Origin of the sequence: Kitasatospora sp. NPDC059827 (assembly GCF_042731675.1) — a bacterium.
Classification (GTDB): domain Bacteria; phylum Actinomycetota; class Actinomycetes; order Streptomycetales; family Streptomycetaceae; genus Kitasatospora.
Genome location: NZ_JBHWIV010000110.1, coordinates 1 through 25021, shown reverse-complemented (window position 1 = coordinate 25021; position 25021 = coordinate 1). Strand labels below are relative to the sequence as shown.

At 72.9% G+C, this 25021-nt stretch carries 20 protein-coding genes; 4 read left to right on the top strand and 16 right to left on the bottom strand.

The window, feature by feature from the left end:
- Positions 1-212 precede the first annotated feature (212 nt).
- From ACFV8H_RS37510 to rsmH, 16 genes are all read right to left on the bottom strand, one after another.
- Complete coding sequence (locus ACFV8H_RS37510) at positions 213-1589, bottom strand: DivIVA domain-containing protein (protein ID WP_380408731.1); 1377 nt, start codon at positions 1587-1589, stop codon at positions 213-215.
- 59 nt (positions 1590-1648) lie between these two features.
- On the bottom strand, positions 1649-1930 hold the full coding sequence (locus ACFV8H_RS37505) for a YggT family protein (protein ID WP_030282903.1): 282 nt from the start codon (positions 1928-1930) through the stop codon (positions 1649-1651).
- Positions 1931-2029: 99 nt separating this feature from the next.
- Positions 2030-2638 carry a cell division protein SepF gene (locus tag ACFV8H_RS37500; protein ID WP_030282899.1) on the bottom strand — a complete coding sequence of 203 codons (609 nt, stop codon included), beginning with the start codon at positions 2636-2638 and terminating at the stop codon, positions 2030-2032.
- 225 nt (positions 2639-2863) lie between these two features.
- Positions 2864-3652, bottom strand: coding sequence for a YggS family pyridoxal phosphate-dependent enzyme (locus tag ACFV8H_RS37495; protein ID WP_380408728.1), 789 nt, complete (start codon positions 3650-3652; stop codon positions 2864-2866).
- Positions 3652-4383, bottom strand: coding sequence for a peptidoglycan editing factor PgeF (pgeF, locus tag ACFV8H_RS37490; protein WP_380408726.1), 732 nt, complete (start codon positions 4381-4383; stop codon positions 3652-3654). Before pgeF ends, ACFV8H_RS37495 begins: the two co-directional genes overlap by 1 nt.
- Positions 4380-5612, bottom strand: coding sequence for a cell division protein FtsZ (gene ftsZ, locus ACFV8H_RS37485; RefSeq protein ID WP_380408724.1), 1233 nt, complete (start codon positions 5610-5612; stop codon positions 4380-4382). The genes pgeF and ftsZ overlap by 4 nt, the downstream gene beginning before the upstream one ends.
- A gap of 364 nt (positions 5613-5976) precedes the next feature.
- Positions 5977-6783, bottom strand: coding sequence for a cell division protein FtsQ/DivIB (locus tag ACFV8H_RS37480; protein ID WP_380408722.1), 807 nt, complete (start codon positions 6781-6783; stop codon positions 5977-5979).
- The gene (gene murG / locus ACFV8H_RS37475) at positions 6776-7882 is read right to left on the bottom strand and encodes an undecaprenyldiphospho-muramoylpentapeptide beta-N-acetylglucosaminyltransferase (RefSeq protein WP_375893216.1); all 1107 of its coding nucleotides are present in this window, start codon (positions 7880-7882) and stop codon (positions 6776-6778) included. The genes ACFV8H_RS37480 and murG overlap by 8 nt, the downstream gene beginning before the upstream one ends.
- A 6-nt stretch (positions 7883-7888) precedes the next feature.
- Positions 7889-9259, bottom strand: a complete 1371-nt coding sequence (gene ftsW, locus ACFV8H_RS37470) for a putative lipid II flippase FtsW (protein ID WP_375893217.1) — start codon at positions 9257-9259, stop codon at positions 7889-7891.
- Positions 9260-9359: 100 nt separating this feature from the next.
- Positions 9360-10793 carry a UDP-N-acetylmuramoyl-L-alanine--D-glutamate ligase gene (gene murD / locus ACFV8H_RS37465; RefSeq protein ID WP_380408720.1) on the bottom strand — a complete coding sequence of 478 codons (1434 nt, stop codon included), beginning with the start codon at positions 10791-10793 and terminating at the stop codon, positions 9360-9362.
- Positions 10790-11851, bottom strand: a complete 1062-nt coding sequence (mraY, locus tag ACFV8H_RS37460) for a phospho-N-acetylmuramoyl-pentapeptide-transferase (protein ID WP_380408733.1) — start codon at positions 11849-11851, stop codon at positions 10790-10792. The genes murD and mraY overlap by 4 nt, the downstream gene beginning before the upstream one ends.
- Positions 11851-13254 carry a UDP-N-acetylmuramoyl-tripeptide--D-alanyl-D-alanine ligase gene (gene murF / locus ACFV8H_RS37455; RefSeq protein WP_375893221.1) on the bottom strand — a complete coding sequence of 468 codons (1404 nt, stop codon included), beginning with the start codon at positions 13252-13254 and terminating at the stop codon, positions 11851-11853. Before murF ends, mraY begins: the two co-directional genes overlap by 1 nt.
- On the bottom strand, positions 13251-14816 hold the full coding sequence (locus ACFV8H_RS37450) for a UDP-N-acetylmuramoyl-L-alanyl-D-glutamate--2,6-diaminopimelate ligase (protein WP_380408718.1): 1566 nt from the start codon (positions 14814-14816) through the stop codon (positions 13251-13253). Before ACFV8H_RS37450 ends, murF begins: the two co-directional genes overlap by 4 nt.
- A gap of 93 nt (positions 14817-14909) precedes the next feature.
- Entirely contained in the window at positions 14910-17210 is a 2301-nt protein-coding gene (locus ACFV8H_RS37445; protein WP_380408716.1) for a penicillin-binding transpeptidase domain-containing protein, read from the bottom strand.
- On the bottom strand, positions 17207-17746 hold the full coding sequence (locus ACFV8H_RS37440) for a cell division protein FtsL (protein ID WP_375893225.1): 540 nt from the start codon (positions 17744-17746) through the stop codon (positions 17207-17209). The genes ACFV8H_RS37445 and ACFV8H_RS37440 overlap by 4 nt, the downstream gene beginning before the upstream one ends.
- A 131-nt stretch (positions 17747-17877) precedes the next feature.
- Positions 17878-18852 carry a 16S rRNA (cytosine(1402)-N(4))-methyltransferase RsmH gene (gene rsmH, locus ACFV8H_RS37435; RefSeq protein ID WP_380408714.1) on the bottom strand — a complete coding sequence of 325 codons (975 nt, stop codon included), beginning with the start codon at positions 18850-18852 and terminating at the stop codon, positions 17878-17880.
- A 541-nt stretch (positions 18853-19393) separates the two neighbouring features.
- On the opposite strand from rsmH, the gene ACFV8H_RS37430 reads away from it, so the two are divergent.
- From ACFV8H_RS37430 to ACFV8H_RS37415, 4 genes are all read left to right on the top strand, one after another.
- Positions 19394-19936 carry a beta-class carbonic anhydrase gene (locus ACFV8H_RS37430; RefSeq protein ID WP_380408713.1) on the top strand — a complete coding sequence of 181 codons (543 nt, stop codon included), beginning with the start codon at positions 19394-19396 and terminating at the stop codon, positions 19934-19936.
- 231 nt (positions 19937-20167) lie between these two features.
- Positions 20168-21214 carry an AAA family ATPase gene (locus ACFV8H_RS37425; RefSeq protein WP_380408711.1) on the top strand — a complete coding sequence of 349 codons (1047 nt, stop codon included), beginning with the start codon at positions 20168-20170 and terminating at the stop codon, positions 21212-21214.
- Between the two features lies 1 nt (position 21215).
- Positions 21216-22538 (top strand): DUF58 domain-containing protein, encoded by a 1323-nt coding sequence (locus ACFV8H_RS37420; RefSeq protein WP_380408710.1) that lies wholly within the window; start codon positions 21216-21218, stop codon positions 22536-22538.
- Complete coding sequence (locus ACFV8H_RS37415) at positions 22535-24976, top strand: transglutaminaseTgpA domain-containing protein (RefSeq protein WP_380408708.1); 2442 nt, start codon at positions 22535-22537, stop codon at positions 24974-24976. The genes ACFV8H_RS37420 and ACFV8H_RS37415 overlap by 4 nt, the downstream gene beginning before the upstream one ends.
- Positions 24977-25021 lie beyond the last annotated feature (45 nt).

Genomic DNA, 25021 nt, shown 5'->3' with positions numbered 1-25021 from the left:
ACAGCCCGTGCAATGAGGGTCGGCGGTCGGAAAATCACCCAGCCGCCGGAGCACCCACCCCCGGAACCGCCCCCGGACCAACCCACCCTCCCGAAAGCCCACCCCCACCAACAGCCCCGCGCAGCGGCCCCCACCCCCCAACACGAAGAGGGCGCCCCCTCCCCGACCCGAAGGTCGGAAAGGGGACGCCCTCAAAGAGCCCGGCTACAACCTCAGTTGTCGCCGTCCTCGTCGATCAGGAAGCCCCGCATCGGCGCCGGAGCCTGCTGCATCGGCTGCGGCGGCTGCGGCCGCACGGCCGCCATCGGCTGGGTCATCCCGGCCGGCTGCATCTGCGGCGCACCGGTGTTCCCACCCTGCTGCCCGCCGAAGCTCGGCGCCGGCGGGTTCCCACCGAAGGAGCTCTGCCCCCCGAACGACGGCGAGTTGCCACCGAACGACGGCTGGTTCCCACCGAACGACGGCGCGGAGCCCATCGACCCGGCACCGGCCGGAGCCATCGACGACGCCGCCGGCGGCAGCGACGCGGTGGCGGGGATCCGCGGCGGGGCGAGCGAGTCGTCGGCCTGCGACTCCAGCTGGCGCAGCTGGGTCTCCAGGTACGACTTCAGTCGCGTGCGGTACTCGCGCTCGAACGCCCGCAGGTCCTCGACCTTGCGCTCCAGCGTGGCCCGCGCGGACTCCAGCGACCCCATCGCGACGCGGTGCTTCTCCTGCGCGTCCCGCTCCAGGGCGTCGGCCTTGGCCCGGGCGTCGCGCTCCAGACCCTCGGCCCGGCTGCGCGCCTCGCCGACGATCTTGTTGGCCTCGGAGCGGGCCTCGGAGATCGCCTGGTCGGCGGTCTGCTGGGCGAGCGCCAGCACGCGGGCGGCGCTGTCACCGCCCGGGCCCTGCTGCTGCTGCTGCTGCATCGGGCCGCCGAGCGGGCCGCCCATCGGCTGCATCTGCTGCTGCTGGCCCATGCCCTGGCCCATCGGCTGCATCTGCTGCTGCTGGCCCATGCCCTGGCCCATCGGGTTGCCCATCTGCTGCGGGCCACCGGGACCGCCCATGGGCTGGAGCATCTGACCGCCCATCGGCTGGACCAGCTGCTGCTGGCCGCCCATGGTCTGGCCCATCTGCTGGGGACCGCCGGGGCCCATCCCGCCACCCGGGCCGGCCGGGAGCTGCGGCGCACCGGACGGCAGACCGAGGGGCTGGTTGCCCATCTGCTGCTGCTGCGGACCACCCGGGCCCATCTGCTGCGGACCGCCCGGACCCATCTGCTGCGGGCCGCCGGGGCCCATCTGCTGCGGGCCACCCGGACCCTGCTGGCCGGGGACCGGCGGGCCGGATATGGCGGCCGGGACGGGAGCGGCCGGACGCTGGGCGTCCTGCGGCGGCTCCTTCCGCATGTTGGCCTGGTTCTGCGCGGCGGCACGAGTCGCGGCGGCCAGCTTGGCCCGCAGGTCCTCGTTCTCCCGGAGGAGGCGGGTCAGCTCCGCCTCGACCTCGTCGAGGAAGGCATCGACCTCGTCCTCGTCATAGCCTTCACGCAGGCGGACGGTCGTGAACTGCTTGTTCCGAACGTCCTCGGGGGTCAATGGCATCTCTTCACCTCAACGTGATCGTCGGCACACCGGCATCCTGTCGCATCGCTCACCTACGACTAGGGGTGCACAAGCGAGATCAGGACATACACAATGATCATCAGTACGAAGAAGGACAGGTCGAGCGCCACGCCCCCGAAACGCAACGGCGGAATGAACCGCCGAAGAAGCTTGAGCGGCGGATCCGTGACAGTGTACGTGGCCTCCAGGACCAGGACCATGGCCTTGCCCGGCCGCCACGAACGCGCGAACTGGAAGACCCAGTCCATGACCAGTCGCACGAGCAGGAACACCAGGAAGACGGTCAGGGCGTAGTAGAGCACCGCCCACACGATGTCCATCGCGTTTTCCCTCTCCCCGGTTCCGGGCCCTGGGGCCCACCGCTCGTCACCTGTCGCCAACCACTGTTGATCAGATCCACACGTAAAGTCGTGGCCGGGTCAGCTCTGGTTGAAGAACCCACCCTCGGCGATCCGAGCCTTGTCCTCCGCCGTGACATCGACGTTAGCAGGCGACAGCAGGAACACCTTCTGTGTCACGCGCTCGATACTGCCGTGCAGACCGAAGACGAGTCCAGCGGCGAAGTCTACGAGCCGCTTGGCATCCGTGTCGTCCATCTCGGTCAGATTCATGATCACGGGGGTCCCTCCGCGGAACTGTTCCCCGATGGTACGGGCCTCGTTGTAGGTCCGGGGGTGCAGCGTGGTGATGCGGTAGGGCTCTCGTTCGTTCACGACCTTGGGCATGATCACCGGGGCGCTCTTCTCCAGGTTGTGGCGGCGTTCGGGTGTGATGGACGACACGGGGGCCATCCTCGGGGTCTCCTGCCGGATCGGCACCGCGGCCGGGACCGGCTGCGGGGTGATCGAGGAGACCGGGGCGGGCGCGGGGGCGGCTGCCGGCCGGGGGATGTCCTCGGTCCGCTGCCCCGTGCGGATCGGCTCGGGGTCCGCGTCGTAGTCGTCGTCGGGGTCGTACCCCTGGCCGTCGTACGTCTCGTCCTCCACGAGGCCGAGGTAGACCGCCATCTTGCGCATTGCGCCGGCCATGCTCCTGTCTCCTCCGCTTGTGGTGGACCGTCCCCGGTGGCCGGGCCACAGAGGGCCCCGCCCGCGGATTTCCGCGATCCCCCACGACGGCGCGTCAGGTCGACAACCTGTCAGAGTACGTGGAGTGGGGGCCGCGGAGCTGCGATCCACGGTTGGCTAGCACTTCGGAAAGCTGCTAGCTTCTGTCCTATTTTGTCCTGCAGTCTGATCTACTACCCGGTGACGTTACCCGAGGGGTGACCTCACTCCGAGTACCGCCGTTCCGACGCGTACATGTGTCGCTCCGGCGGCAATCGCCTGCTCAAGGTCACCGCTCATGCCTGCGGAGACCATGGTGGCAGCCGGATGGGCCGCCCGTACGGCGGTTGCGATTTCCGCCAGCCGCTCGAAGGCCCGGACCGGGTCGCCGGCCAGCGGGCCGGCCAGCGGAGCGACCGTCATCACACCGTCCAGGCGCAGCCCGGGCGTGTCGGCGATCGCGTCGGTGAGTTCGGCGACGTCCTCGGGGGCGACCCCGGCCCGGTGCGCGCCCTCCCCGTGCTCCTTGTCCAGTGCCACCTGCACCAGGCAGCCCAGTTCCGGGCGCTCGGACTTGAGCACGGCCGCCGAGAGCGACTCGACGAGCCGCAGCCGGTCCACCGAGTGCACGTGGTTCGCGTAGCGGACCACGGAGCGGACCTTGTTGGTCTGGAGCTGGCCGACGAAGTGCCAGCTAAGAGGAAGGTTTCTGCACTGCTCCGCCTTGGGAGCGGCGTCCTGGTCGCGGTTCTCCGCGACGTCCGTCACACCCAGTCCGGCCAGCAGCGCGCTGTCCTCGGCCGGGTAGGTCTTGGTGACGACGATCAGACTGACGTCCTCGCGCGGGCGTCCGGCGGCCGCACAGGCGTCCACGATCCGGCGCTCGACCACGTCGAGGTTGGTCCCGAGCTGCTCGTACCGGGCCCGCTGGCCCTCCGTCAGGGCCTCCGAGAACTGGCCGTTCCCCGGGAACGGTCCGTAGATGTCGTTCGTCATCAGTGATCAGAGTCCAACCAGACGTAGCTCGCGAGGCGGCCCGTGCGCTGCTCGCGGCGATAGGAGAAGTGATCGGCGGATTCGAGGGTGCAGACCGGTGAGCGCACCAGTTCGGTGACCCCGGCCGCGGCCAGTTGGGCGGCGACCCCCTCCGCCACGTCCAGCGCCGGGGTTCCCCACGAGGTCTCGGCGAAGGCCGCCGGGACGACCTCGGCGACCTCGGCGCGCAGCCCGGGCGGCACCTCGTAGCAGCGGCCGCAGACCGCGGGGCCGGTGGCGGCGGTGATCCGCGCCGGTTCGGCCCCCAGCTCGACCATCGCCCGCACGACCGCGGGCACCACTCCGGCCGCCAGCCCGGGCCGGCCCGCGTGGGCCGCGCCCACCACGCCCGCCACCGGGTCGGCCAGCAGCACCGGGGTGCAGTCTGCGGTCAGCACCGCGAGCGCGAGCAGGCGGTCGGTGACCACCGCGTCCACCGTCGGGGCCTGCCCGAGCGGCTGGCGCTGCGTCACCACGGCGACCTCGGCGCCGTGCACCTGGTTCATCCAGACCACGTCGGCCGGGTCGAGCCCCAGCTCCCGGGCCGCGACGGCCCGGTTCTCCCGGACCGCCTCCGGGTCGTCGCCCACCGCGCCGCCGAGGTTCAGCTCCCCGTACGGCGAAGTGCTCACCCCGCCCCACCGATCGGTGAAGGCGAAGTGAGCACCAGCGCGAACCGCGTGATCGATCACTTAAGGAAGTCCGGCACGTCGAGTTCCTCGGCCGGGCTCTCCACGAACGGCTGGCGGGCGGGCTGCACCTGCGGCGGCACCGGGGCGGCGGCGGTCGTGGTGGCCGAGGTCTCGGCCGAACGCGACGGGGCGGCCGCGGCCTCCCCCTCCGAACGGGACGTCACCGAGCCGATGCTCCCGTAGGACGGACGGCCGACCGGGCGCTCCGGAGCGGCCGGCGGGGTCGCCGGAGCGGCGGGGGTGGTGGACTTCACCACCGGGTCGCGGACGATCGCCGGCGGCTGGCCGCCGTCGAAGCCGGCCGCGATGACGGTGACCCGCACCTCGTCGCCGAGCGCGTCGTCGATGACCGCACCGAAGATGATGTTGGCCTCGGGGTGGGCGGCCTCGCTGACCAGTTGGGCCGACTCGTTGATCTCGAACAGGCCGAGGTCGGAACCGCCGGAGATGGACAGCAGCACGCCGCGGGCGCCGTCGATCGAGGCCTCCAGCAGCGGCGAGGAGATCGCCATCACGGCGGCGGCCTTGGCGCGGTCCTCACCACGGGCCGAACCGATGCCCATGAGCGCCGAACCGGCCTCCGACATGACGGACTTGACGTCGGCGAAGTCGAGGTTGATCAGGCCCGGGGTGGTGATCAGGTCGGTGATGCCCTGGACACCGGAGAGCAGGACCTGGTCGGCCGAGCGGAACGCGTCGAGCACGCTGACCTGGCGGTCCGAGATGGACAGCAGCCGGTCGTTGGGGATCACGATGAGGGTGTCGACCTCTTCGCGCAGGGAGGCGATGCCGTCCTCGGCCTGGTTGGCCCGGCGGCGGCCCTCGAAGGTGAACGGACGGGTGACCACGCCGATGGTCAGGGCGCCCAGCGAGCGGGCGATGTTGGCGACGACGGGCGCGCCGCCCGTGCCCGTGCCACCGCCCTCGCCGGCGGTGACGAAGACCATGTCGGCCCCCTTGAGGACCTCCTCGATCTCCTCGCGGTGGTCCTCGGCGGCCTTGCGGCCGACCTCGGGGTTGGCGCCGGCGCCGAGGCCCCGGGTGAGTTCACGGCCCACATCGAGCTTGACGTCGGCGTCGCTCATGAGGAGGGCCTGCGCATCGGTGTTGATCGCGATGAACTCGACGCCCTTGAGACCGACCTCGATCATCCGGTTGATGGCGTTGACACCACCGCCGCCGATTCCGACGACCTTGATGACTGCGAGGTAGTTCTGCGGTGCTGCCACGTCGAAGGCCTCTCGCCTCGAATTTCCGGGTCGACCCGCCCCGACGGGGGGCCGTGTCGACGGATGTCGATGGGTAGGGAGCCTGGTTTCTGACTGAATGTCCGAAATGCCGACCGCCGACCCCAACCCTAAACTTGACCTTTAGGGTTAGTTCTGTGCCCCCGTCACATCACCAATGGACACAGTCTGGTGACACAGGACACTAGGTGGCTCCGGGCACGCGTTTCAACGAACACGCCGAGCTTCCCTTTTTCTTTTGAGCCTATGTGATCATCGGCCGGCAATGGAAACCGGGGGTGACCACCAAGGGTCGGGCCGACACTCCGCAGCGTCAACCCCTCCCTCCGGCACAGAATCTAGCGGATCAGCCGGACACCGCCGGCGCCTCCGGCGCCGTCACGTCGAAGTTGGTGCCCTTCTGCTTCATCAGTGCGAGCAGCACCCGGGCCTTCCGGTCGGTCTGCTCCGGGCTCCCCCAGCGCACCGTCGCACCCCCGCTGAGCTGCAGTTCGATGTCGTCGTAGGAGTGCACCAGGACCGATCCGGCCCGCTTGGCGATCTCCGGCGGGAGTCCGGCGGCCACCGCCACCGCACCCTGCACCAACTGTCCCCGGGAGATCACCCCGTCCACGTCCTTCGCAGGCTGACTGAGCCGCAGTTCCACCACCGGCACGCCCGCCGGCGGGGCCGCCTCGGTGGCGAAGCTCACGCCTGCGGCGTCCACCTGGGTGAACTGACCGTCATCCCCCTTGACGGCGGCGGCCGCCGTCCGCTGCACCACCTTGACCTGCAGGGTGTGCGGCCAGCCCCGCCAGACCTCGGCCTTCGCCACCCGGGGGAGCGCCTCCACCCGCCGGCGGACGCCGTCCAGGTCGACCCGGGCCAGCGGGCCGTCGGCGACCCCGCCGACGGCCGCGCGGACCTGGTCCGGCGTCAGCTTCTCGTCCGCGGCACCCTGGACGGCGACGTCGCGCACGTCCAGCAGCGAGGAGAAGAACACCACCCAGGCCAGCGCGCCCAGCACCGCGGCGCCGAGCGCGCTCAGCACCACGATGCCCCGCCGGGAGAGCCGGAGGCGGGGAGCGGACTCCTCGTCCCCGAACTCGTCCTCCTCGTGGGAGCGCCCCCGGCCGGCGGCCGGGGGCGAGCCGGCGGGCCGGCCGTCAACCACGACGGCGACCGCCCCGGTGGGCCTGGATCGCCTCGTACACCATGCCGACCAGCAGGTCGTCCGCGTCCCGGCGGCCGAACTCGGCGGCGGCCCGGCTCATGTCCCACAGCCGCTGCGGGTCGGTGAGCACCGGCAGCACGTTCTGCAGCACCCAGTCCGAGGTCAGCTCGGCGTCGTCCACCAGCAGACCGCCGCCGGCCTTGACCATCGGCTGGGCGTTCAGCCGCTGCTCGCCGTTGCCGATCGGCAGCGGCACGAAGGCGGCGGGCAGGCCGACCGCGGCCAGCTCGGCGACGGTCATCGCGCCGGCCCGGCAGAGCATCAGGTCGGCGGCCGCGTAGGCGAGGTCCATCCGGTCGATGTACGGCACCGGGCGGTACGGCGGCATCCCGGGGACGTCGGCGACCTGCGGCAGCTCGTTCTTCGGGCCGACCGCGTGCAGGATCTGCACGCCGTACTGCTGCAGCCGCGGGGCGATCGCGGTGATCGTCTCGTTGAGCCGGCGCGCGCCCTGGGAGCCGCCGGAGACCAGCAGGGTGGGCAGCCGCTGGTCGAGGCCGAAGTACTGGCGGGCCTCCGGCCGGGTGGCGTTGCGGTCCAGGGTGGCGATGGTCCGGCGCAGCGGGATGCCGATGTACCGGGAGTCGCGCAGCTTGCTGTCCGGGGTGGAGACCGCGACGAAGTCGGTGTAGCGGGCGCCGATCTTGTTGGCCAGGCCGGGGCGGGCGTTGGCCTCGTGCACCACGATCGGCACGCCGGCCCGCTTGGCGGCCAGGTAGGCGGGCATCGCGACGTAGCCGCCGAAGCCGACCACGGCGTCCGCGTTGACCCGCTCGATGATCTCCTGGGCGGCCCGCACGGTGCCGCGCAGCCGGCCCGGGACGGTGATCAGCTCGGGGGTGGGCTTGCGGGGCAGCGGCACGGCCGGGATGAGCTCCAGCTGGTAGCCGCGCTCGGGTACCAGTCGGGTCTCCAGCCCCTTCTCGGTGCCCAGGGCGGTGATCCCGATGGACGGGTCGTGCCTGCGGAGTGCGTCCGCGAGGGCCAGGGCCGGCTCGATGTGACCGGCGGTCCCCCCGCCGGCGAGTACGACATGCACCGAAATTCACCGCTCCCTGCGTGCCGGTCCGGGGACCGGGCGCGCTGTGGTTCGTCGTCGTGGCAGCACCCGGGCCAGTCGCTTCCTGATCCGGGAGTTCTTGTTCCGGGCGGCCAGGGCCGCCTTCGCGCCCGAGGAGCTGCGTGCCAGGCACAGCAGCACCCCGATCGCGGACATGGCCGACAGCATGGCGGAACCGCCGTAGGAGAACAGCGGGAGCGGGACGCCCGCGATGGGCAGCAGTCCCAGCGCCGACCCCAGGTTGATCATGGCCTGCGCCATGATCCAGGTGGTGGCGGCTCCCGCGGCGTACCTGACGAAGGGGTCCTTCGTACCGATGGCCACACGGATACCCGCGTAGCCTAGTGCCGCGAAGAGGCCGATCACCGACAGCGTCCCCACCAGACCGAGTTCCTCGCCGGTCGCGGCGAAGATGAAGTCGGTGTGCGCCTCCGGCAGCTGGCCCCACTTCTCCACGCCGGCGCCGAGGCCGGTGCCGAAGCCGCCGCCGAGGGCGAACGAGTAGACGCCGTGCAGGGCCTGGAAGCAGGCGCCGTCCGGGTCGAGCTTGGTGACGCCGATGCAGCCCAGGCGCTCGGCCCGGTGCGGGACGGTGATCACCAGGGCGGTGCAGACCACGACCGCCACTCCGAGGGTGGCCACGAACAGCCGCAGCGGTGCGCCGACCATCCAGAGCAGCGCGAACACCATGGCCACCAGGATCATCGAGGTGCCCATGTCACCGCCGATCATGATCAGCGCCAGCAGCAGCAGGGCGCCGGGCACCAGCGGGACCAGCAGGTGCTTCCAGGTGGTGAGGGTGCCGGCCTTCTGCTTGCGGGCGAGCAGGTCGGCGCCCCAGAGGACCAGCGCGAGCTTGGCGAACTCGGAGGGCTGGAACTGGAAGAACCCGAAGTCCAGCCAGTTCTGGTTGCCGTTGATCCGCACCCCGATGCCGGGCACCGCGACCAGCGCGAGGGCGCCGATCACCCCGAACATCACCGGGTAGACGATCACCCGCAGCACCGCCACCGGGACGGAGGCGAAGCCGGCCAGCAGGACCAGCCCGAGGATGGCCGCGATCAGCTGCTTGAGGAAGTAGTACTGCGCGGTGTGGTGCTGGTTCAGCGCCAGGATCTGCGAGGCCGAGAAGACCATCATCAGGCCGAGCACGACCAGCAGCAGGGTCGTGCCGACGATCAGCAGGTACGGCGTGAGCGGCCGGTCCAGCCAGTAGCGGACGCGGGCCCGGAAGGCCTGCAACCGCCCCAGTGGACCGGCCGACTTGTACTTGGTCGTGGTGGCGGAGATCACTCGCCACGGCTCGGCGGTGTCCTGCTTCGTCCCGCCGGAATCCGCCCTGCCCTGCCCCGCCACTGCCCGCTCCCACTCTCTGAGGCTCGTTCGCCTCCGGGCCGCTCCGGCCCGCGCCGACGGTCGTCGGCGCGGCCCTTCGGCCCAGTCTCCAGGGGCCCGACTACGCGCCCGCCAGCTCCCGGACGGCCGCCGCGAACAGGTCGCCGCGCTCGCCGTAGTTGGTGAACATGTCCATCGAGGCGCAGGCCGGGGCCAGCAGCACCGTGTCACCCGATCGGGCGAGCGTCGCGGCCGTTCGAACGACCTCGGTCATCGCCACCGCGCCAGTCTGGCCCTCGGCCGCCTCGATCACCGGCACATCCGGAGCGTGTCGCTCCAGCGCCGCGCGGATCAGCGCCCGGTCCTGCCCGATCAGCACCACCGCGCGCAGCCGCTCGGCCGCGCCCTGGACCAGGTCGTCGAAGGTCGCGCCCTTGGCCAGTCCCCCGGCGATCCAGACGATCGGCCGGTAGGCGGCCAGCGAGGCCGCCGCGGCGTGGGTGTTGGTGGCCTTGGAGTCGTCGATGTACGTGACCTCGCGGACCGTACCGACCTCCGCGATCCGGTGGGCGTCCGGGCGGAAGGCCCGCAGGCCCTCCCGGACGGCCTTCGGGTCGACCCCGTACGACCGGGCCAGCGCCGCCGCGGCGAGCGCGTTGGCGATGTTGTGCGGGGCCGGCGGGTTGACGTCCTCGACGGCGCCCAGCTCGGCCGCGTTCTTGGTCCGGTCCTCGACGAAGGCGCGGTCCACCAGCAGGCCGTCCACCACGCCGAAGTTCGACGGGCTCGGCGCGCCGAGGCCGAAGCCGATCGCCCGGCAGCCCTCCTCGACGTCGGCCTCCATGACCAGCGCCTCGGTGGCCGGGTCGGCCAGGTTGTACACGCAGGCCACCACGTTGCCCTCGTAGATCCGGCCCTTGTCGGCGGCGTACGCCTCCATCGAGCCGTGCCAGTCGAGGTGGTCCGGGGCCAGGTTGAGCACGGCCGCCGAGTACGGGCGCAGCGAGGGCGCCCAGTGCAGCTGGTAGCTGGAGAGCTCGACGGCGAGCACGTCGTACGGCTCCTCGGCGAGCACCGCGTCCAGCACCGAGACCCCGACGTTGCCGACGGCGGCGGTGCGCTTGCCGGCCGCGGTGAGGATCGAGGCGAGCATCTGGACGGTGGTGGTCTTGCCGTTGGTGCCGGTCACGGCCAGCCAGGGGGCGGGCTCGCCGGTGCCCGGCAGCGGCTTGCGCAGCCGCCAGGCCAGCTCGACGTCGCCCCAGACCGGCACGCCGGCCGCCGCGGCGGCGGCGAACAGCGGGCTGTCGGGGGCCCAGCCGGGCGAGGTGACGATCAGTGCGGTGCCCTCGGGCAGGCTCGCGCCGTCGCCCAGGCGCACCGCGACGCCCACCGCCTCCAGCTCGGCGGCGCGGGCCCGCAGGCCCTCGCCGCTGCCGCCGTCGACCACGGTGACGCTCGCGCCGAGCCCGGTCAGGACGCGCGCGGCGCTGATGCCCGAGACGCCGAGGCCGGCGACCACCACGGGCAGGTTCACAAAGTCAGGATTCGTCATCCGGTCCGGTATCCCGCGTAGAAGAGGCCGAGGCCGACGGCCACGCACAGGCCCTGGATGATCCAGAAGCGGACCACGACCAGGACTTCGCTCCAGCCCTTGAGTTCGAAGTGGTGCTGCAGTGGTGCCATCTTGAAGACGCGCTTGCCGGTCATCCGGAAGGAGCCGACCTGGATGATCACCGACAGCGTGATGATCATGAAGAGGCCGCCGAGCAGGATCAGCAGCAGCTCGGTGCGCGAGCAGATCGCCAGACCGGCCAGGGCGCCGCCGAGGGCGAGCGAGCCGGTGTCACCCATGAAGATCTTGGCGGGCGAGGTGTTCCACCAGAGGAAGCCGAAGCAGGAGCCCATCAGGGCGGAGGCCACCACCGCGAGGTCCAGTGGGTCCCGGACGTCGTAGCAGGCGCCGGTGGCGGAGATGAAGTAGGCGCAGCTCTGGGTGTACTCCCAGACGCCGATGAAGGTGTAGGCGCCGAAGGCCATCACCGAGGCACCGGTGGCCAGACCGTCCAGACCGTCCGTCAGGTTCACGCCGTTGGAGGTCGCCGCGATCATGAAGTACGCGAAGATGACGAACAGCACCGGGCCGATCGACCACTTGAAGTCGCGCACGAAGGACAGCGACTGGGAGGCCGGGCTGAGCCCGCGGTCGTCGTGGAACTGCAGCGCCAGGACGGCGAACACCAGACCGACGATGGACTGGCCGGCCAGCTTCGCCTTCGCCCGCAGGCCGAGCGAACGGCGCTTGACGACCTTGATGTAGTCGTCCAGGAAGCCGACCAGGCCGAGGCCCGTGGTCAGGAAGAGCACCAGCAGCCCGGAGGCGGTCGGGCTGTCGCCCGTTATCGCCTTCGTGGCGAAGTACGCGATCAGGGTCGCCAGGATGAAGGCAATGCCGCCCATGGTGGGCGTGCCCTTCTTGCTGTGGTGCGCCTTGGGGCCGTCGTCACGGATGTACTGGCCGTAGCCGCCCCGTGCGAGCAGCTTGATCAGGGCGGGCGTGCCGACCAGCGAGAGGATCAGGCCGATCATCCCGGAGAAGAGGATCTGCTTCATCATCGGGCAGCACCGTCCGCCAGGAGGGCCTCGGCCACCTTCTCCAGCCCCACCGAACGGGACGCCTTCACCAGGACCACATCCCCCGGCCGAAGCTGACTGCGCAGCAGTTCGACCGCCGCGTCCGCGTCGGACACCAGCACCGACTCCTCACCCCACGAACCTTCGTTCCTCGCACCGAGTTCCATGCAGGCCGCCTCGCGTCCACCCACCGCCACCAGCTTGGTGACGTCGAGTCGGACGGCGAGCCGCCCGATGGCGTCGTGCTCGGCCAGGCTCTCCTCGCCGAGCTCCCGCATCTCGCCGAGCACCGCCCAGGTACGGCGGCGCTCCGGACCGCGGCCGCCGATCGAGACCAGCGCCCGCAGCGCGGCCCGCATCGAGTCGGGGTTCGCGTTGTAGGCGTCGTTGACGACGGTGACACCATCGGCCCGGTCGACGACCTCCATGCGCCAGCGGGACAGCGCACCCGCTTCGCCCAGGGCTGCCGCGGTGTCGTCGACGGTCATCCCGAGCTCCGTCGCCACCGCGGCGGCGGCGAGGGCGTTCGAGACGTGGTGCTCACCGTACAGGCGCAGTTGTACGGGTGCGGAACCGGCCGGGGTGGTGAGCGTGAACGATGGCCGCCCGGTGGCGTCCAGGCGAACGTCAGTCGCCCGGACGTGGGCGTCCGGGGACTCCCCGAACAGGACCACCTTCGCCCTGGTGCGCGACGCCATGGCGCGCACCAGCCGGTCGTCCGCGTTCAGGATCGCGGCGCCGTCGGCGGGCAGCGCCTCGACCAGCTCGCCCTTGGCCTCGGCGATCGCCTCCTGGGAGCCGAACTCGCCGACGTGGGCGGTGCCGACGTTGAGCACCAGGCCGATCCGCGGCGGGGTGATCGAGGTGAGGTACTCGATGTCGCCCTTGTGCCGGGCGCCCATCTCCATGACCAGGTGCCGGGTGCCCTCCTCGACCCGCAGCGCGGTCATCGGGTGGCCGATCTCGTTGTTCAGCGAGCCCGGCGGGAAGACCGTCTCGCCGTGGCGCTGGAGCAGCTGGGCGATCAGGTCCTTGGTGCTGGTCTTGCCGGCCGAGCCGGTCAGCGCGACCACCGTGGTGCCCTCGGCACGGGCGACCACGGTGCGGGCCAGCCTGCCGAGGGCCTCCACCACACTGTCGACCAGGACGGCGGGCACGCCGACCGGGCGGGAGGCCAGCACCGCGACGGCGCCGGCCTCGACCGCGGTGGCCGCGTAGTCGTGGCCGTCCACGTGCTCGCCGACGAAGGCCGCGAACAGGCCGCCGGGGCTCACCTTCCGCGAGTCGACCTCGACCGGGCCGGTGACCAGGGTGTCCGGGGCGGCGCCGTCCAGGGTGCCGCCGACGGCGGCGGCCACCTCGGCGAGGGTCAGTGCGATCACTGCTGCTCTACTCCTCGGTCGCCCCGGTCGGCCGTGGTCCGCGCGATCGATTCGCGCAGCACCTCCCGGTCGTCGAAGGGGCGGATCTCGTCTCGAACGTACTGGCCGAGCTCGTGGCCCTTGCCGGCCACCAGCACGGTGTCCCCGGCCCGGGCGCGGGTGACCGCGAGCCGGATCGCCTCCGCCCGGTCGGGGACGACCAGGACGTCCCCGCGCTCGGCCTCGGGCACCGCGGCGGCGCCGGTCAGCATGCTGGCGAGGATCGCCAGCGGGTCCTCGCTGCGCGGGTTGTCGCTGGTCAGCAGGGCGGTGTCGGCGAGCCGGGCGGCGATCGCGCCCATCGGACCGCGCTTGTGCGGGTCGCGGTCGCCACCGCAGCCGACCACGACGTGCAGCCGGCCCTTGGTGACCTCGCGCAGCGAGGCGAGGACGGCCTGGAGGGCGTCCGGCTTGTGGGCGTAGTCCACCACGGCGACGAACGGCTGCCCGCCGTCCACCCGCTCCAGCCGGCCCGGCACGCCGGGGACGGCGGCGATCCCGGCCACCGCCCGCTCCAGCGGCAGCCCGGCGGCGACCAGCACGGTGATCGCGGCCAGCGCGTTGGCGACGTTGAACGGGCCGGGCAGCGGGACGGAGGCGTCCGCCCCGGCGCCGTCCGGACCGACCACCCGGAAGGTGGAGCCGATCGGACCGAGCTGGACGTCCACGGCCCGCCAGTGGGCCCCGGCGTCGCCGGTCGCGGAGAAGGTGGTCACCGGGATCTTGGCCTCGGCGGCGAGCCGGCGGCCGTACTCGTCGTCCAGGTTGACCACGCCGTGGCGGGACTTGCCGGGCTGGAAGAGCCGGGCCTTCGCCTGGAAGTAGTCCTCCATGTCCGGGTGGAAGTCGAGGTGCTCGGGGGTGAGGTTGTTGAACAGCGCGACGTCGTACGCCACCCCGTCGGTGCGGCCGAAGACCAGGGCGTGGCTGGAGACCTCCATGGTCACCGCGTCCGCGCCGCGCTCGGCCATCACACCGAGGATCGCGTGCAGGTCGGTGGCCTCGGGGGTGGTCCGCTCGCTCTTGATCCGCTCCTCGCCGACCCGCATCTCGACGGTGCCGATCACGCCGGGGAGCCGCCCAGCGCCGCGCAGACCGCCCTCGACCAGGTACGAGGTGGTGGTCTTGCCGTTGGTGCCGGTCAGTCCGATCATCAGCAGCCCCTCGGAGGGGTGGCCGTAGACGATCGCGGCCAGCTCGCCCATCCGGGCCCGCGGCCGGTCGACGACCAGCAGCGGCAGGCCCGAGGGCCCGGCCAGCTCGGCACCGGCCGGGTCGGTCAGCACGGCCACCGCGCCGGCCGCCGCAGCCTGGCCGGCGAAGGCCGCGCCGTGGTGGTTGGCGCCCGGGAAGGCCACGTACACGTCGCCCGGGCGCACCGCGCGGGAGTCGTGGGTGACACCCGTGACGGCGGCGCCCTCGACGGGCGGCAGGCCCAGCCGGGAGGCCAGCTCGGCGAGCGGCAGGGCGGCGGTCCCGGTCGGGCGGGGCGGACTCACGGTGGTTTGATCGGGTTTCGGCACGGCGCGAAGGCTATCCGCCGAAGGGTGCCCAGGGCCAAACCGGCCCTTCGCCGCGCCGTCGTCCGCACCGGCCCGCTGGTTGCTCATCCTCGTTCACGGCTTCCACTCGACGGCCAGGTTCGGCGCCTGGCTCCCGCTCGGCGGGACCTGCATGGTTTTCAGGGTGAACTCCATCACCTGCTTGAACACCGGCCCGCACAGCTGGCCGCCGAAGTGCCCGTTGACCGGGCCCTGGAGGGTGCAGGAGACGGTGTAGCGGGGGGCGTCGGCGGGCGCGAAGCCGATGAAGGAGGCGGTGTAGCCGTCGTAGCCCTTGCCGTCGGCGGCCCCCCGGTTGGCGGTGCCGGTCTTCCCGGCGACCCGGTAGCCGGGGATCGCGGCCTTGCCGCCGGTCCCCTGCTCGTCGTCGACGACCGACTCCAGCATCGAGGTGAGGGTCTTGGCGGTCTGCTCGCTGACCACCCGGGTCTGCTCGCCCGCCGGGGTCGGGGCGTACTTGCCGTCCGGCCCGGTGATCCCCTGGACGATGCTGGGCGCGACCCGCACCCCGCCGTTGGCGATGGTCGAGTACACCGAGGTGGCCTGGAGCGCGTTCATCTGCAACGGGCCCTGGCCGAAGGCGATGTTGTACTTCTCCGAGGCGACCAGGTCCTCCGGCTTCTTGAGCTTGCCCGCGGTCTCCCCCGGGAAGTTCACACCGGTCGGCTGAGCCACCCCGAACTTGCGCATGTAGCCGTCCAGGATCTGGTTGGCCTTCAGCTGGTCGCCGTCTCCGAGCGTCTCGATCGCCTCGATGGTGCCGATGTTGGAGGACTTGGCGAGTACCCCGGCCAGGGTCAGGTACCAGGTGCCGTGCACGACGTCGTCCCTGAACTCCTGCCCGGCCCGGATCAGCGGGTAGGGCACCGTCACCTTGGTGTCCCAGTTCGCCTTGCCGGTGTCCAGCACGGCGGCCAGGCTCATCAGCTTGGCGGTGCTGCCCGGCTCGTACGCGTCCACCAGGGCCGGGTTGCCCATCTGGGACTGCTTGGCGAGGCTCAGGTCGTTGGGGTTGAAGCCGGGCGCGGAGGCCATCGCGATGACCTGGCCGGTCTTCACGTCCTGGACCACCACGTAGCCCTTCTCCGCACCGGAGTTGGCCACCTGGTCGGTGATCGCCCGCTGGGCGGCCCACTGGATGTCCCGGTTGACGGTCAGCTTGATGTCGCTGCCGGACACGGCCGGGTCCATCGAGCCCCCGGCGGTGGGCACCAGCCGCCCGCCCGCCTGGGCGTAGCTGCTGTGGCCGTCCTTGCCGGCCAGCTGCTTCTGGTACTGCAGCTCCAGCCCGCCGGCGCCCTCGCCCTCGCCGTTGACGAAGCCGACCAGGTTGGCGGCCAGCCCCTCGGCCGGGTAGATCCGCTTCTGGGTCTCCCGGTTGAACACCCCGGCCAGCGGGTTGGCGCACTCGTTGTCCACCCGGGTGCGCCCGCCCTGGTCGGCCGGCTTGCCGAGCAGCTTCTTCTGGGCCTGGCAGGCGCGCGTGCCGGCCTTCTTCTCCAGGCCCGTCTTGAGGTCGCTGATCTGGGTCTTGGCGGCCGGGGTCTGCTGCGCGGCGAGCCGCTTGTAGCGGGTCTTCGGGGTGTGCAGGTCGGCGGCGATCTTCTCCTTGGCCACGCCGAGGATCGGCGACAGCAACGCGGCCGCCTGCTCGGGCGCGTCCGGGATGCCGGTCGCCTCGGGGGTGAACATCGCCGGGTCGGCGGTGATGTCGTACGCGTCCACGGTCGCCGCGAGGGCGACGCCGTCGGAGGACGTTATCGAGCCGCGCTCGGCGGTGATCGGGATGTTCTGGTAGCGGTTGGTGTTCGCGTCGGCGGCCAGCGCGTCGGCGTCGACCAGCTGGAGCTGCACCAGGCGCCCGGCGAAGACCGAGAACACCAGCGACAGCACCACGGTGATCACCCGCAGCCGGCGCTTCGGCTCGGCCAGCCGCAGCGCCTTGGGGCGGTGCGGCAGCCTGGACTTCGGGCGCGGCCGCACGGCCGCCTGGCTGCGGGCCGGCGGACGGCCCTCCGGGCGGCGCTGCTGCGGCGCCCGCGGGGTGCGGCCGACGGAGGCGGACCGGGCGGGCTGCGCCTTGGCCGACTGGCCGCGCGCGGGCTGGGCCTTGGCCGGCTGGGCCTTCGGGCTCTGCGCCTTCGGCGTCTGGGCCTTCGCGGGCTGGACCTTCGCGGGCTGGACCTTGCCGGACTGGCCGCGGGCGGCCTGCCCCTTGGCCGGCTGCCCCTTCGCGGGCTGGCCGCGCCCGGCCACCGGCCTGGCCGTACCGCTGCGCGGCGGCTGGCGGCGGGCGGAACCGGACCCCGAGCCGGAGCCCGAGCCGGAACCGGAGGGCTGACGAGGTGTCGTCATCGGGTACCACCCCCGTGCTGGGCCGGCGCGCTCGTCACCGGGTTGAGCTGGATCACCGAGTCGCCGGCCGAGGCCGCCGGGGTCGGCGGCGCCGAGGGGCTCGGCTGGGCCGGGGGCTGGGCGCTCGGCGAGCCGGACGGCTGTCCGGAGGGCTGCGCCGGGGCCGCGCTCTGCGCGCCCGGCGCGGGCTTGGTCGGCCACGGGTCGACCGTCGACTTCTTCACCGGCGGGCTGTCCTGCGCCGGGCCGGGCGTGCCGACCACCTTGCCGCCGTTCGGCACGTCCAGGAAGGCCATCCCGCCGGCCGGGACCATGCCCAGCTCGCCGGCCCGCTTGGCCAGCGCGTCCGGGGCTGAGCTCTGGTCGATCTCGTGCTGGAGGCTCTGCTGCTCGTCGGTCGCCTTGGTGGTCTGCTTCTGCAGCCGGGACAGTTCGAAGGAGCCCTCGTTGAGCGCCGTGTTCAGCGCCAGCAGGCCGAGCAGCCCCGCCGCCAGCAGCACCACCACGAGCACCGCGAACGGCGTGCGCCCCCGCACGGGGCGCCGCCCCGGCCGGACCGTGATGCGTGCCCTGCCCTGTCCGGGGAGTCCTCCCCGCCCCGCCCGGACCTCACCGGCCACCGGCCCCACCGTTCTCCTCCGCCCTTCGGACCCCGCCGGAGCCTTCCTCAGCCCCGCTTGCTTCGGTCCCTGATCCTCTCCGCCACCCGCAGCCGCACGGGCGCGGCGCGCCGGTTCTCCTCGATCTCCTCCTCGGTGGCCTGCTCGGCACCGCGGGTGATCAGTTTGAGCCAGGGCTGGTGCTCCTCCGGGATGAACGGGAGCCCCGGCGGGGCGGTGCTGGTCGCTCCGGCGGCGAAGTACTGCTTCACCAGCCGGTCCTCCAGCGACTGGTACGACATCACCGCGATCCGGCCGCCCAGCGCCAGGACGTCCAGTGCCCCCGGGATCGCCCGGTCCAGGACCTCCAGCTCACCGTTGACCTCGATCCGCAGCGCCTGGAACGTCCGCTTGGCCGGGTTCCCGCCGGTCCGGCGGGTCGCCGCCGGAATGGCGTTGCGCACCAGATCGACCAGACGCGCGCTGTTGGTGAACGGTTCCTTCTCCCGCTCCCGCAGGATGACCGAGGCGATCTTCCCGGCGAACCGCTCCTCCCCGTACACCTTGAGGATCCGGGCCAGGTCGCCGTGGCCGTAGGTGTTCAGCACCTCCGCCGCGCTGATCCCCCGGGTCTGGTCCATCCGCATGTCCAGCGGCGCGTCCTGGGCGTAGGCGAAACCGCGGTCGGCCTCGTCCAGCTGCATCGAGGAGACGCCGAGGTCGAACAGGACGCCGTCGATCCGGTCGATGTCCAGGCGCTCCAGCACCTCGGGGATCTCGTCGTACACCGCGTGCACCAGCGTGGCCCGGTCGCCGAAGGGCGCCAGCCGCTCGCCGGACAGCTTCAACGCCTGCGGGTCGCGGTCCACCGCGACCAGCCGGACCTCCGGGAACTGGGTCAGCAGCGCCTCGCTGTGGCCGCCGAGGCCCAGGGTCGCGTCGACCACCACGGCACCGGGGCGGGAGATCGCCGGCGCCAGCGCGTCCATGCACCGCTGCAGCATCACCGGAACGTGCTTGGGACCCGGTTCGTTGGTGGTCATGCGCGGCGGCGCCCTTCCTCGGTGCGGAGCAGCCCGACGATCCGGGAGCTCCGACCATTCTCGCCCACCACCCGCCGGCACGACGACGCGGCCCGTGGTCCCCGCCCGCTCGAGGGGAAGGTCGTGACCGCCCGGCGCCGGGGAAGGTGCGCCAGGTGGACACGGAGCGGGTGGAGGCCACGAGCCGCATCGGCCGGGCCGCACACCGTTCGGCACGGCCCGGTTGACGGGCTCCGAGGGGTGTGCTCCAACGCGCCGCAACTCTATCGCGGCGGCCCCGCCAGTCAATGGTCCGCTCCGGCGCACCACCCGGGCGGCGGTACGGATCACCGCAGGTCGCGGCCGTCGGAGCGGCCCGGCGGGGGTCCCGGCCGACAGCCCCCGGCGACCGGCGCGCGCCCCGTCGAGCGACCGGGTACGAACCCGTCCCCGGACCGGCCCGGACGGACCCTCCGGTTGTCGCTATGCACTCGCTCACGGCGGCGCGTTCTGTAGCTCTCCGCCCCACCGCGCGGCCCCGGACGGCACTAACGTCGCCACCATGACAGTGACCCCCGACCGGCCGACGCCGAACGCCGCCGCCGACCCCGCCGGACCCACCATCATCGACCGCTTCGTGGCGGCCAACCGCGAGTACGCGGTGGACTTCCGCGACGGCGGCATGGACGCCCGCCCCGTCCAGCGGATCGCCGTGGTGGCCTGCATGGACGCCCGGCTCGACCTCTTCGCGGCGCTCGGCCTCGCCCTGGGCGACGCCCACGTCATCCGCAACGCCGGCGGCGTCGTCACCGACGACACCATCCGCTCCCTGACCATCAGCCAGCGTGCCCTGGGCACCCGCTCGATCGCGCTGATCCACCACACCGGCTGCGGACTGCTCGGCCTCACCGAGGACTTCCGCCGCGAACTGGAGCTGGAGGTGGGGCAGCGCCCGCAGTGGGCGGTGGAGGCCTTCGTCGACCTGGACGGCGACGTCCGCCAGTCCATGCAGCGGGTGCGCACCTCCCCGTTCCTGCCGCACACCGACGACGTCCGCGGCTTCGTCTTCGACGTCCACACCGGGCTGCTGCGCGAGATCCGCTGACCGGAGCCCGCCCGCTCTCATTCGGCGAGGGCCGAATGGTGACTTCTGACCGCCGAACGGGGGAGAATGCGCCTGCCGGTCGGACCCCGAACCACCTGGGGCGGCCGGGCCGCAGGCCGCCCACCGGCGCCGGATCCTCGTTCGGAACCGCCCCCGGGACGGCCGCGTCAAGCATGGGGTGGGGTCCGGCCTCGGGTGAGGCGGGCACGGTGTGCCAGGGAGCGTAAACGGGTGACGAGCTACAACGATCAGGCCGGTCTCGGCAGTCCTGCGGGGGGCGAGCAGAGGGCGAACGGGTACCGTCCGGTCGGGCTCCCGGAGCTCGCGGCGGTCGTGGACCGGGTCCGCGCCAACATCGAGAGCGTGATCGAGGGGAAGCCCGAGGCCGTCCGGATCGCCCTGACCGTCCTGCTCGCCGAGGGCCACCTGCTGCTGGAGGACGTGCCCGGCGTCGGCAAGACCATGCTGGCCAAGGCGCTCGCCAAGTCCGTGGACTGCACCGTGCGCCGCATCCAGTTCACCCCCGACCTGCTGCCCTCGGACGTCACCGGCACCAACATCTACGACCAGCAGCAGCACGACTTCGAGTTCCGCCCGGGCGCGATCTTCGCCCAGATCGTGGTCGGCGACGAGATCAACCGCGCCTCGCCGAAGACCCAGTCCGCGCTGCTGGAGTCGATGGAGGAGCGCCAGGTCACCATCGACGGCACCAGCTACGAGCTGCCCTCGCCGTTCATGGTTGTGGCCACCCAGAACCCGGTCGAGATGGAGGGCACCTACCCCCTCCCGGAGGCCCAGCGGGACCGCTTCATGGCCCGGGTCTCGATCGGCTACCCCAGCCCCGAGGCCGAGTTCGCGATGCTCGACGTGCACGCCGGTGCCAACCCGCTGGCCGACCTCCAGCCGGTCGCGCACGCCGCCGACATCCTCAAGCTGGTCGAGCTGGTCCGCACCGTGCACATCGCCGACCCGGTCCGCCGCTACGCCGTCGACCTGGTCGGCGCCACCCGCACCAGCCCCGAACTGCGGCTGGGCGCCTCGCCGCGCGCCACCCTGCACCTGGTCCGGGCCGCCCGCGCCGCCGCCGCGCTGGACGGGCGCGACTACGTCACCCCGGACGACATCCAGCGGCTGGCCGTCCCGGTCCTGGCGCACCGCCTGATGCCGACCGCCGAGACCCAGCTCGGCCGCCGCACCGCCGAGCAGATCGTGACCGACCTGGTCGCCCGGATCCCGCTGCCCCGTCCGCAGGGCGGCCCGGCCGTCCGGAGGGGCTGAGGTGGCCTCATCCGACGGAACGGGCGGGCTGCGGGCCGGACTGCACGGCCTCACCACCCGGGGCCGCTCGTTCCTCGCGGCCGGTCTGACCGCGGTGGTCTGCGCCTACCTGCTCGACCAGGACGCGCTGCTGCGGGTCGGCGTCCTGCTCGCCGCCCTGCCGCTGGCCGCCGCCGCGGTGGTCGCCAACACCCGGTACCGGGTGGCCAGCGGACGCCGGCTCAGCCCGCACCGGGCGATCGCCGGCCAGGAGGCCCGGGTCCACCTGCGGGTGGACAACGTCTCCCGGGTGCCCACCGGGCTGCTGCTCCTGGAGGACAAGGTCCCGTACGTGCTCGGGCCGCGGCCGCGGTTCGTGCTCGACCGGGTCGAGCCGCGCGGCTTCCGCGAGGTCTCCTACCGGGTCCGCTCCGACCTGCGCGGCCGCTACCTGCTCGGGCCGCTGCAGCTGCGGCTGTCCGACCCGTTCGGGATGTGCGAGGTCAACCGCGCCTTCGCCGCCTCCGACGTGCTCACCGTCGTCCCGCAGGTCCTGGCGCTGCCGCAGGTGCGGCTCCGCGGCGAGTGGATCGGCCAGGGCGAGAGCCACGCCCGCACCCTGGCGCTGGCCGGCGACGACGACGTGATCCTGCGCGAGTACCGGCCCGGCGACGACCTGCGCCGGGTGCACTGGCGCTCCACCGCCCGGTACGGCGAGCTGATGGTGCGCCGCGAGGAGCAGCCGCAGAAGGCCCGCGCCACCGTCCTGCTGGACACCCGCGAGGTGGCCCACCGGGGCAGCGGCCCCGCCTCCTCCTTCGAGTGGGCGGTCAGCTGCGCCGCCTCCGTCGCCGTGCACCTGCTGGAGCGCGGCTACCAGACCCAGCTGCTCACCGACACCGGGCACTGGGTGCCCGGGCCCGGCAGCGGCGGCCACAACGTCGCCGCCGACACCTCCGGGCTGATCCTGGACGCCCTCGCGGTCGCCGACCTGTCGGACGGCGCCGGGCTGTCCCGCGCCGAGGAGCCGCTGCGGGCCGGCGGCGAGGGTCTGCTGGTGGCCGTCCTCGGCGACCTGGACGCGGCGCAGGCCACCCGGCTGGCCCGGCTGCGCGGCCGCACCGGCGGGGCGATCGCCTTCCTGCTCGACACCGGCACCTGGGCCGGTGTGCGGATGCTCGCCCCCGACACCGGCGGCGACGAGTTCCGCGAGCGGGTCCGGGAGCTGCGCGCGGCCGGCTGGACGGTCCTGCCGGTCCGGGCGGGCGACTCCGTACCGGACCTGTGGCGGTCCGCCGACGGCGCCAAGACCACCGCCCCCTACCGAGATGAGGCCGGCGCGTGACCACCCGGGCCAAACTGACCGTTTACTCGGCGCTGGCCACCGCCCTCGCCTCGCTGTGCCTGCTGCCGCTGCTGACCATCCGCAGCTGGCTCACCTACGCCTTCCTGGTGATCGCCGTGATCTCGGCGGTCGGCGCCGGCCTGCGCCGCTCCCCGCTGTACCGCTGGTCGGTCCCGGTGGCCCAGGTGCTGGTGCTGCTCCTGCTGATGCTGCTCGGCTTCGCCGGGTCCGGGCTGACCGGCGGGGTGCTGCCCGGGGCGCCCGCGATGCGGATGCTCAGCCAGGTCTTCTCCGCCGGTCTGGACGACATCAGCCAGTACGCCCTCCCGGCGCCGCCGACCGCGGGCCTGCGGCTGATCCTGGTCTCCTCGGTCGGCCTGATCGCCGTACTGGTGGACACCATCGCGGTGACCTACCGGCGCTCGGCGCTGGCCGGGCTGCCGCTGCTGGCGCTGTACTCGATCGGCAACGGCGTCGCCGGGGACCACGGCAGCTGGGTCTGGTTCGGCTTCGCCTCGGCCGGCTACCTGCTGCTGCTGTTCGCCGAGGGCGAGGACCGGGTCTCCCGCTGGGGCCGGGTCTTCCGCGGCAGCGCGCGCGGCACGGTCACCTCCAGCCGGATCAGCCAGGGCGGCCAGCAGGTCGGCGTCCTGGCGCTGGCCCTGGCCCTGCTGCTGCCGGTCTTCCTGCCGCGCTGGGACCTCGGGCTGCTGGACTCGGGCTCGTCCGGCGGGTCGTCCGGGCACGGCGGCGCCGGGAGCGTGGCCACCAGCCTCGACCCGCTGGTCAGCCTGGAGGCGGCGATCAGCAAGCCGTCCGACAACGAGCTGCTCACCTACAGCCTGGAGAGCGACCTCGCCGACCAGACCTACCTGCGCACCGGTTCGCTGGACCAGTTCGACGGCACCAACTGGAAGCTCGGCAGCACGGTGGTCAGCGACCTCCCGGCCACCCTGCCCACCCCCGAGGGCCTGCGGGTCACCAACGTCCCCCGGATCGAGGGCGACTTCCAGATCGGCAACGGCCTGCAGAACAGCTGGCTGCCGATGCCGTACCCGGCCGCCTCCGTCCAGGTCCCCAACCGCAACGAGTGGAAGCTCGACCCGATCACCCGCACCGTCCTGCCGACCAACGACAAGGCGATCAGCGGCCTGCGCTACCACGTCAGCACGCTGGACCTGCGGCCCACCGCGGACGAGCTGCGCACCGCGCCGCTCGCCCCGCAGGACATCCGGGACCGCTACACCGCCGTCCCGTCCGACCTGCCGGCCGTGGTCGCCGAGCAGGCCAGGGCGGTCACCGCCAACGCCCGCACCGACTACGACCGGGCGACGGCGCTGGTGAACTTCTTCACCGGCCCGGGGTTCAAGTACGACACCTCGGTCGAGGGCGGCACCGGCAGCAACGCGATCGCGGTCTTCCTGCGCGACCGCCGCGGCTTCTGCGTGCACTTCGCCTCCACCATGGCGGCGATGGCCCGGGTGCTGAAGATCCCGGCCCGGGTCGCGGTCGGCTTCACCCCCGGCGACAACAAGGGCGACAACGTCTACTCGGTCAGCGGCCGGATGTACCACGCCTGGCCCGAGCTGTACTTCTCCGGCTACGGCTGGATGCGCTTCGAGCCGACCCCGAGCCGGGGCGTCCCGGCCCGCTACAGCGAGGCGTCCAGCGCCCCGACCACGGCGCCCTCCCAGGCGCCGACCGCCGCGGCGACCAGCTCGGCCGCCGTCCCGGCGCCGTCCCAGAGCTCCGACTGCACCGCCAAGCAGCGCCAGCTGGGCGACTGCGGGCCCAAGAGCAAGGCGGCCGGCCGGGGCGCCGACGAGTCCTGGCTGCTGTCCGGCCAGGTGCTCGGCACCCTGGCCGTCGTGGTGGTGCTGATCGCGCTGCTGCTCGTACCGATGTTCTGGCGGACCGCCGTACGACGCCGCCGGCTCGGCGGCGGAGGACGGCGCCGGCCCGGCGGGGACGGCCCGGGCGAGCTCACCGACGCCCAGGTGCTGGCCGCCTGGGACGAGCTGGTGGACTCCGCCTGGGACGTCGGAATTCCCCCGGACGAGTCACGCACCCCGCGCTCGGCCGCCCGGCGGATCACCGAGACGGCGGACCTGGACGCGGACGCGGCGGCCGCCGCCGGACGGCTGGCGCTGGCCACCGAGCGGGTGCTCTACGCCCCGGCCGGGCAGGTCACCACGGCCCCGCTGGCCGCCGACGTCCGCACCGCCCGGCGGGCCCTGTGGGCCGGGGCCGGCCGGGCCGGGCGGCTGCGGGCCCTGCTGCTGCCGCCGTCCTCGGCCCAGCTGTGGTGGCGGACCTCCGACACGGCGAGGGCGGCCCGGGCCGCCCTCGCCACCCGGGCGGGCCGGGCCGCCGAGGCGGTCGCCGGTCCGGTGCGGCGGCTGACCGGCCGGCGCAAGGGGTCCACCCCGGAGTCCTGAGGCAACGCGAGAGCCGGGGCGGGGGGGGCGGGGGGGGGCGGGGGG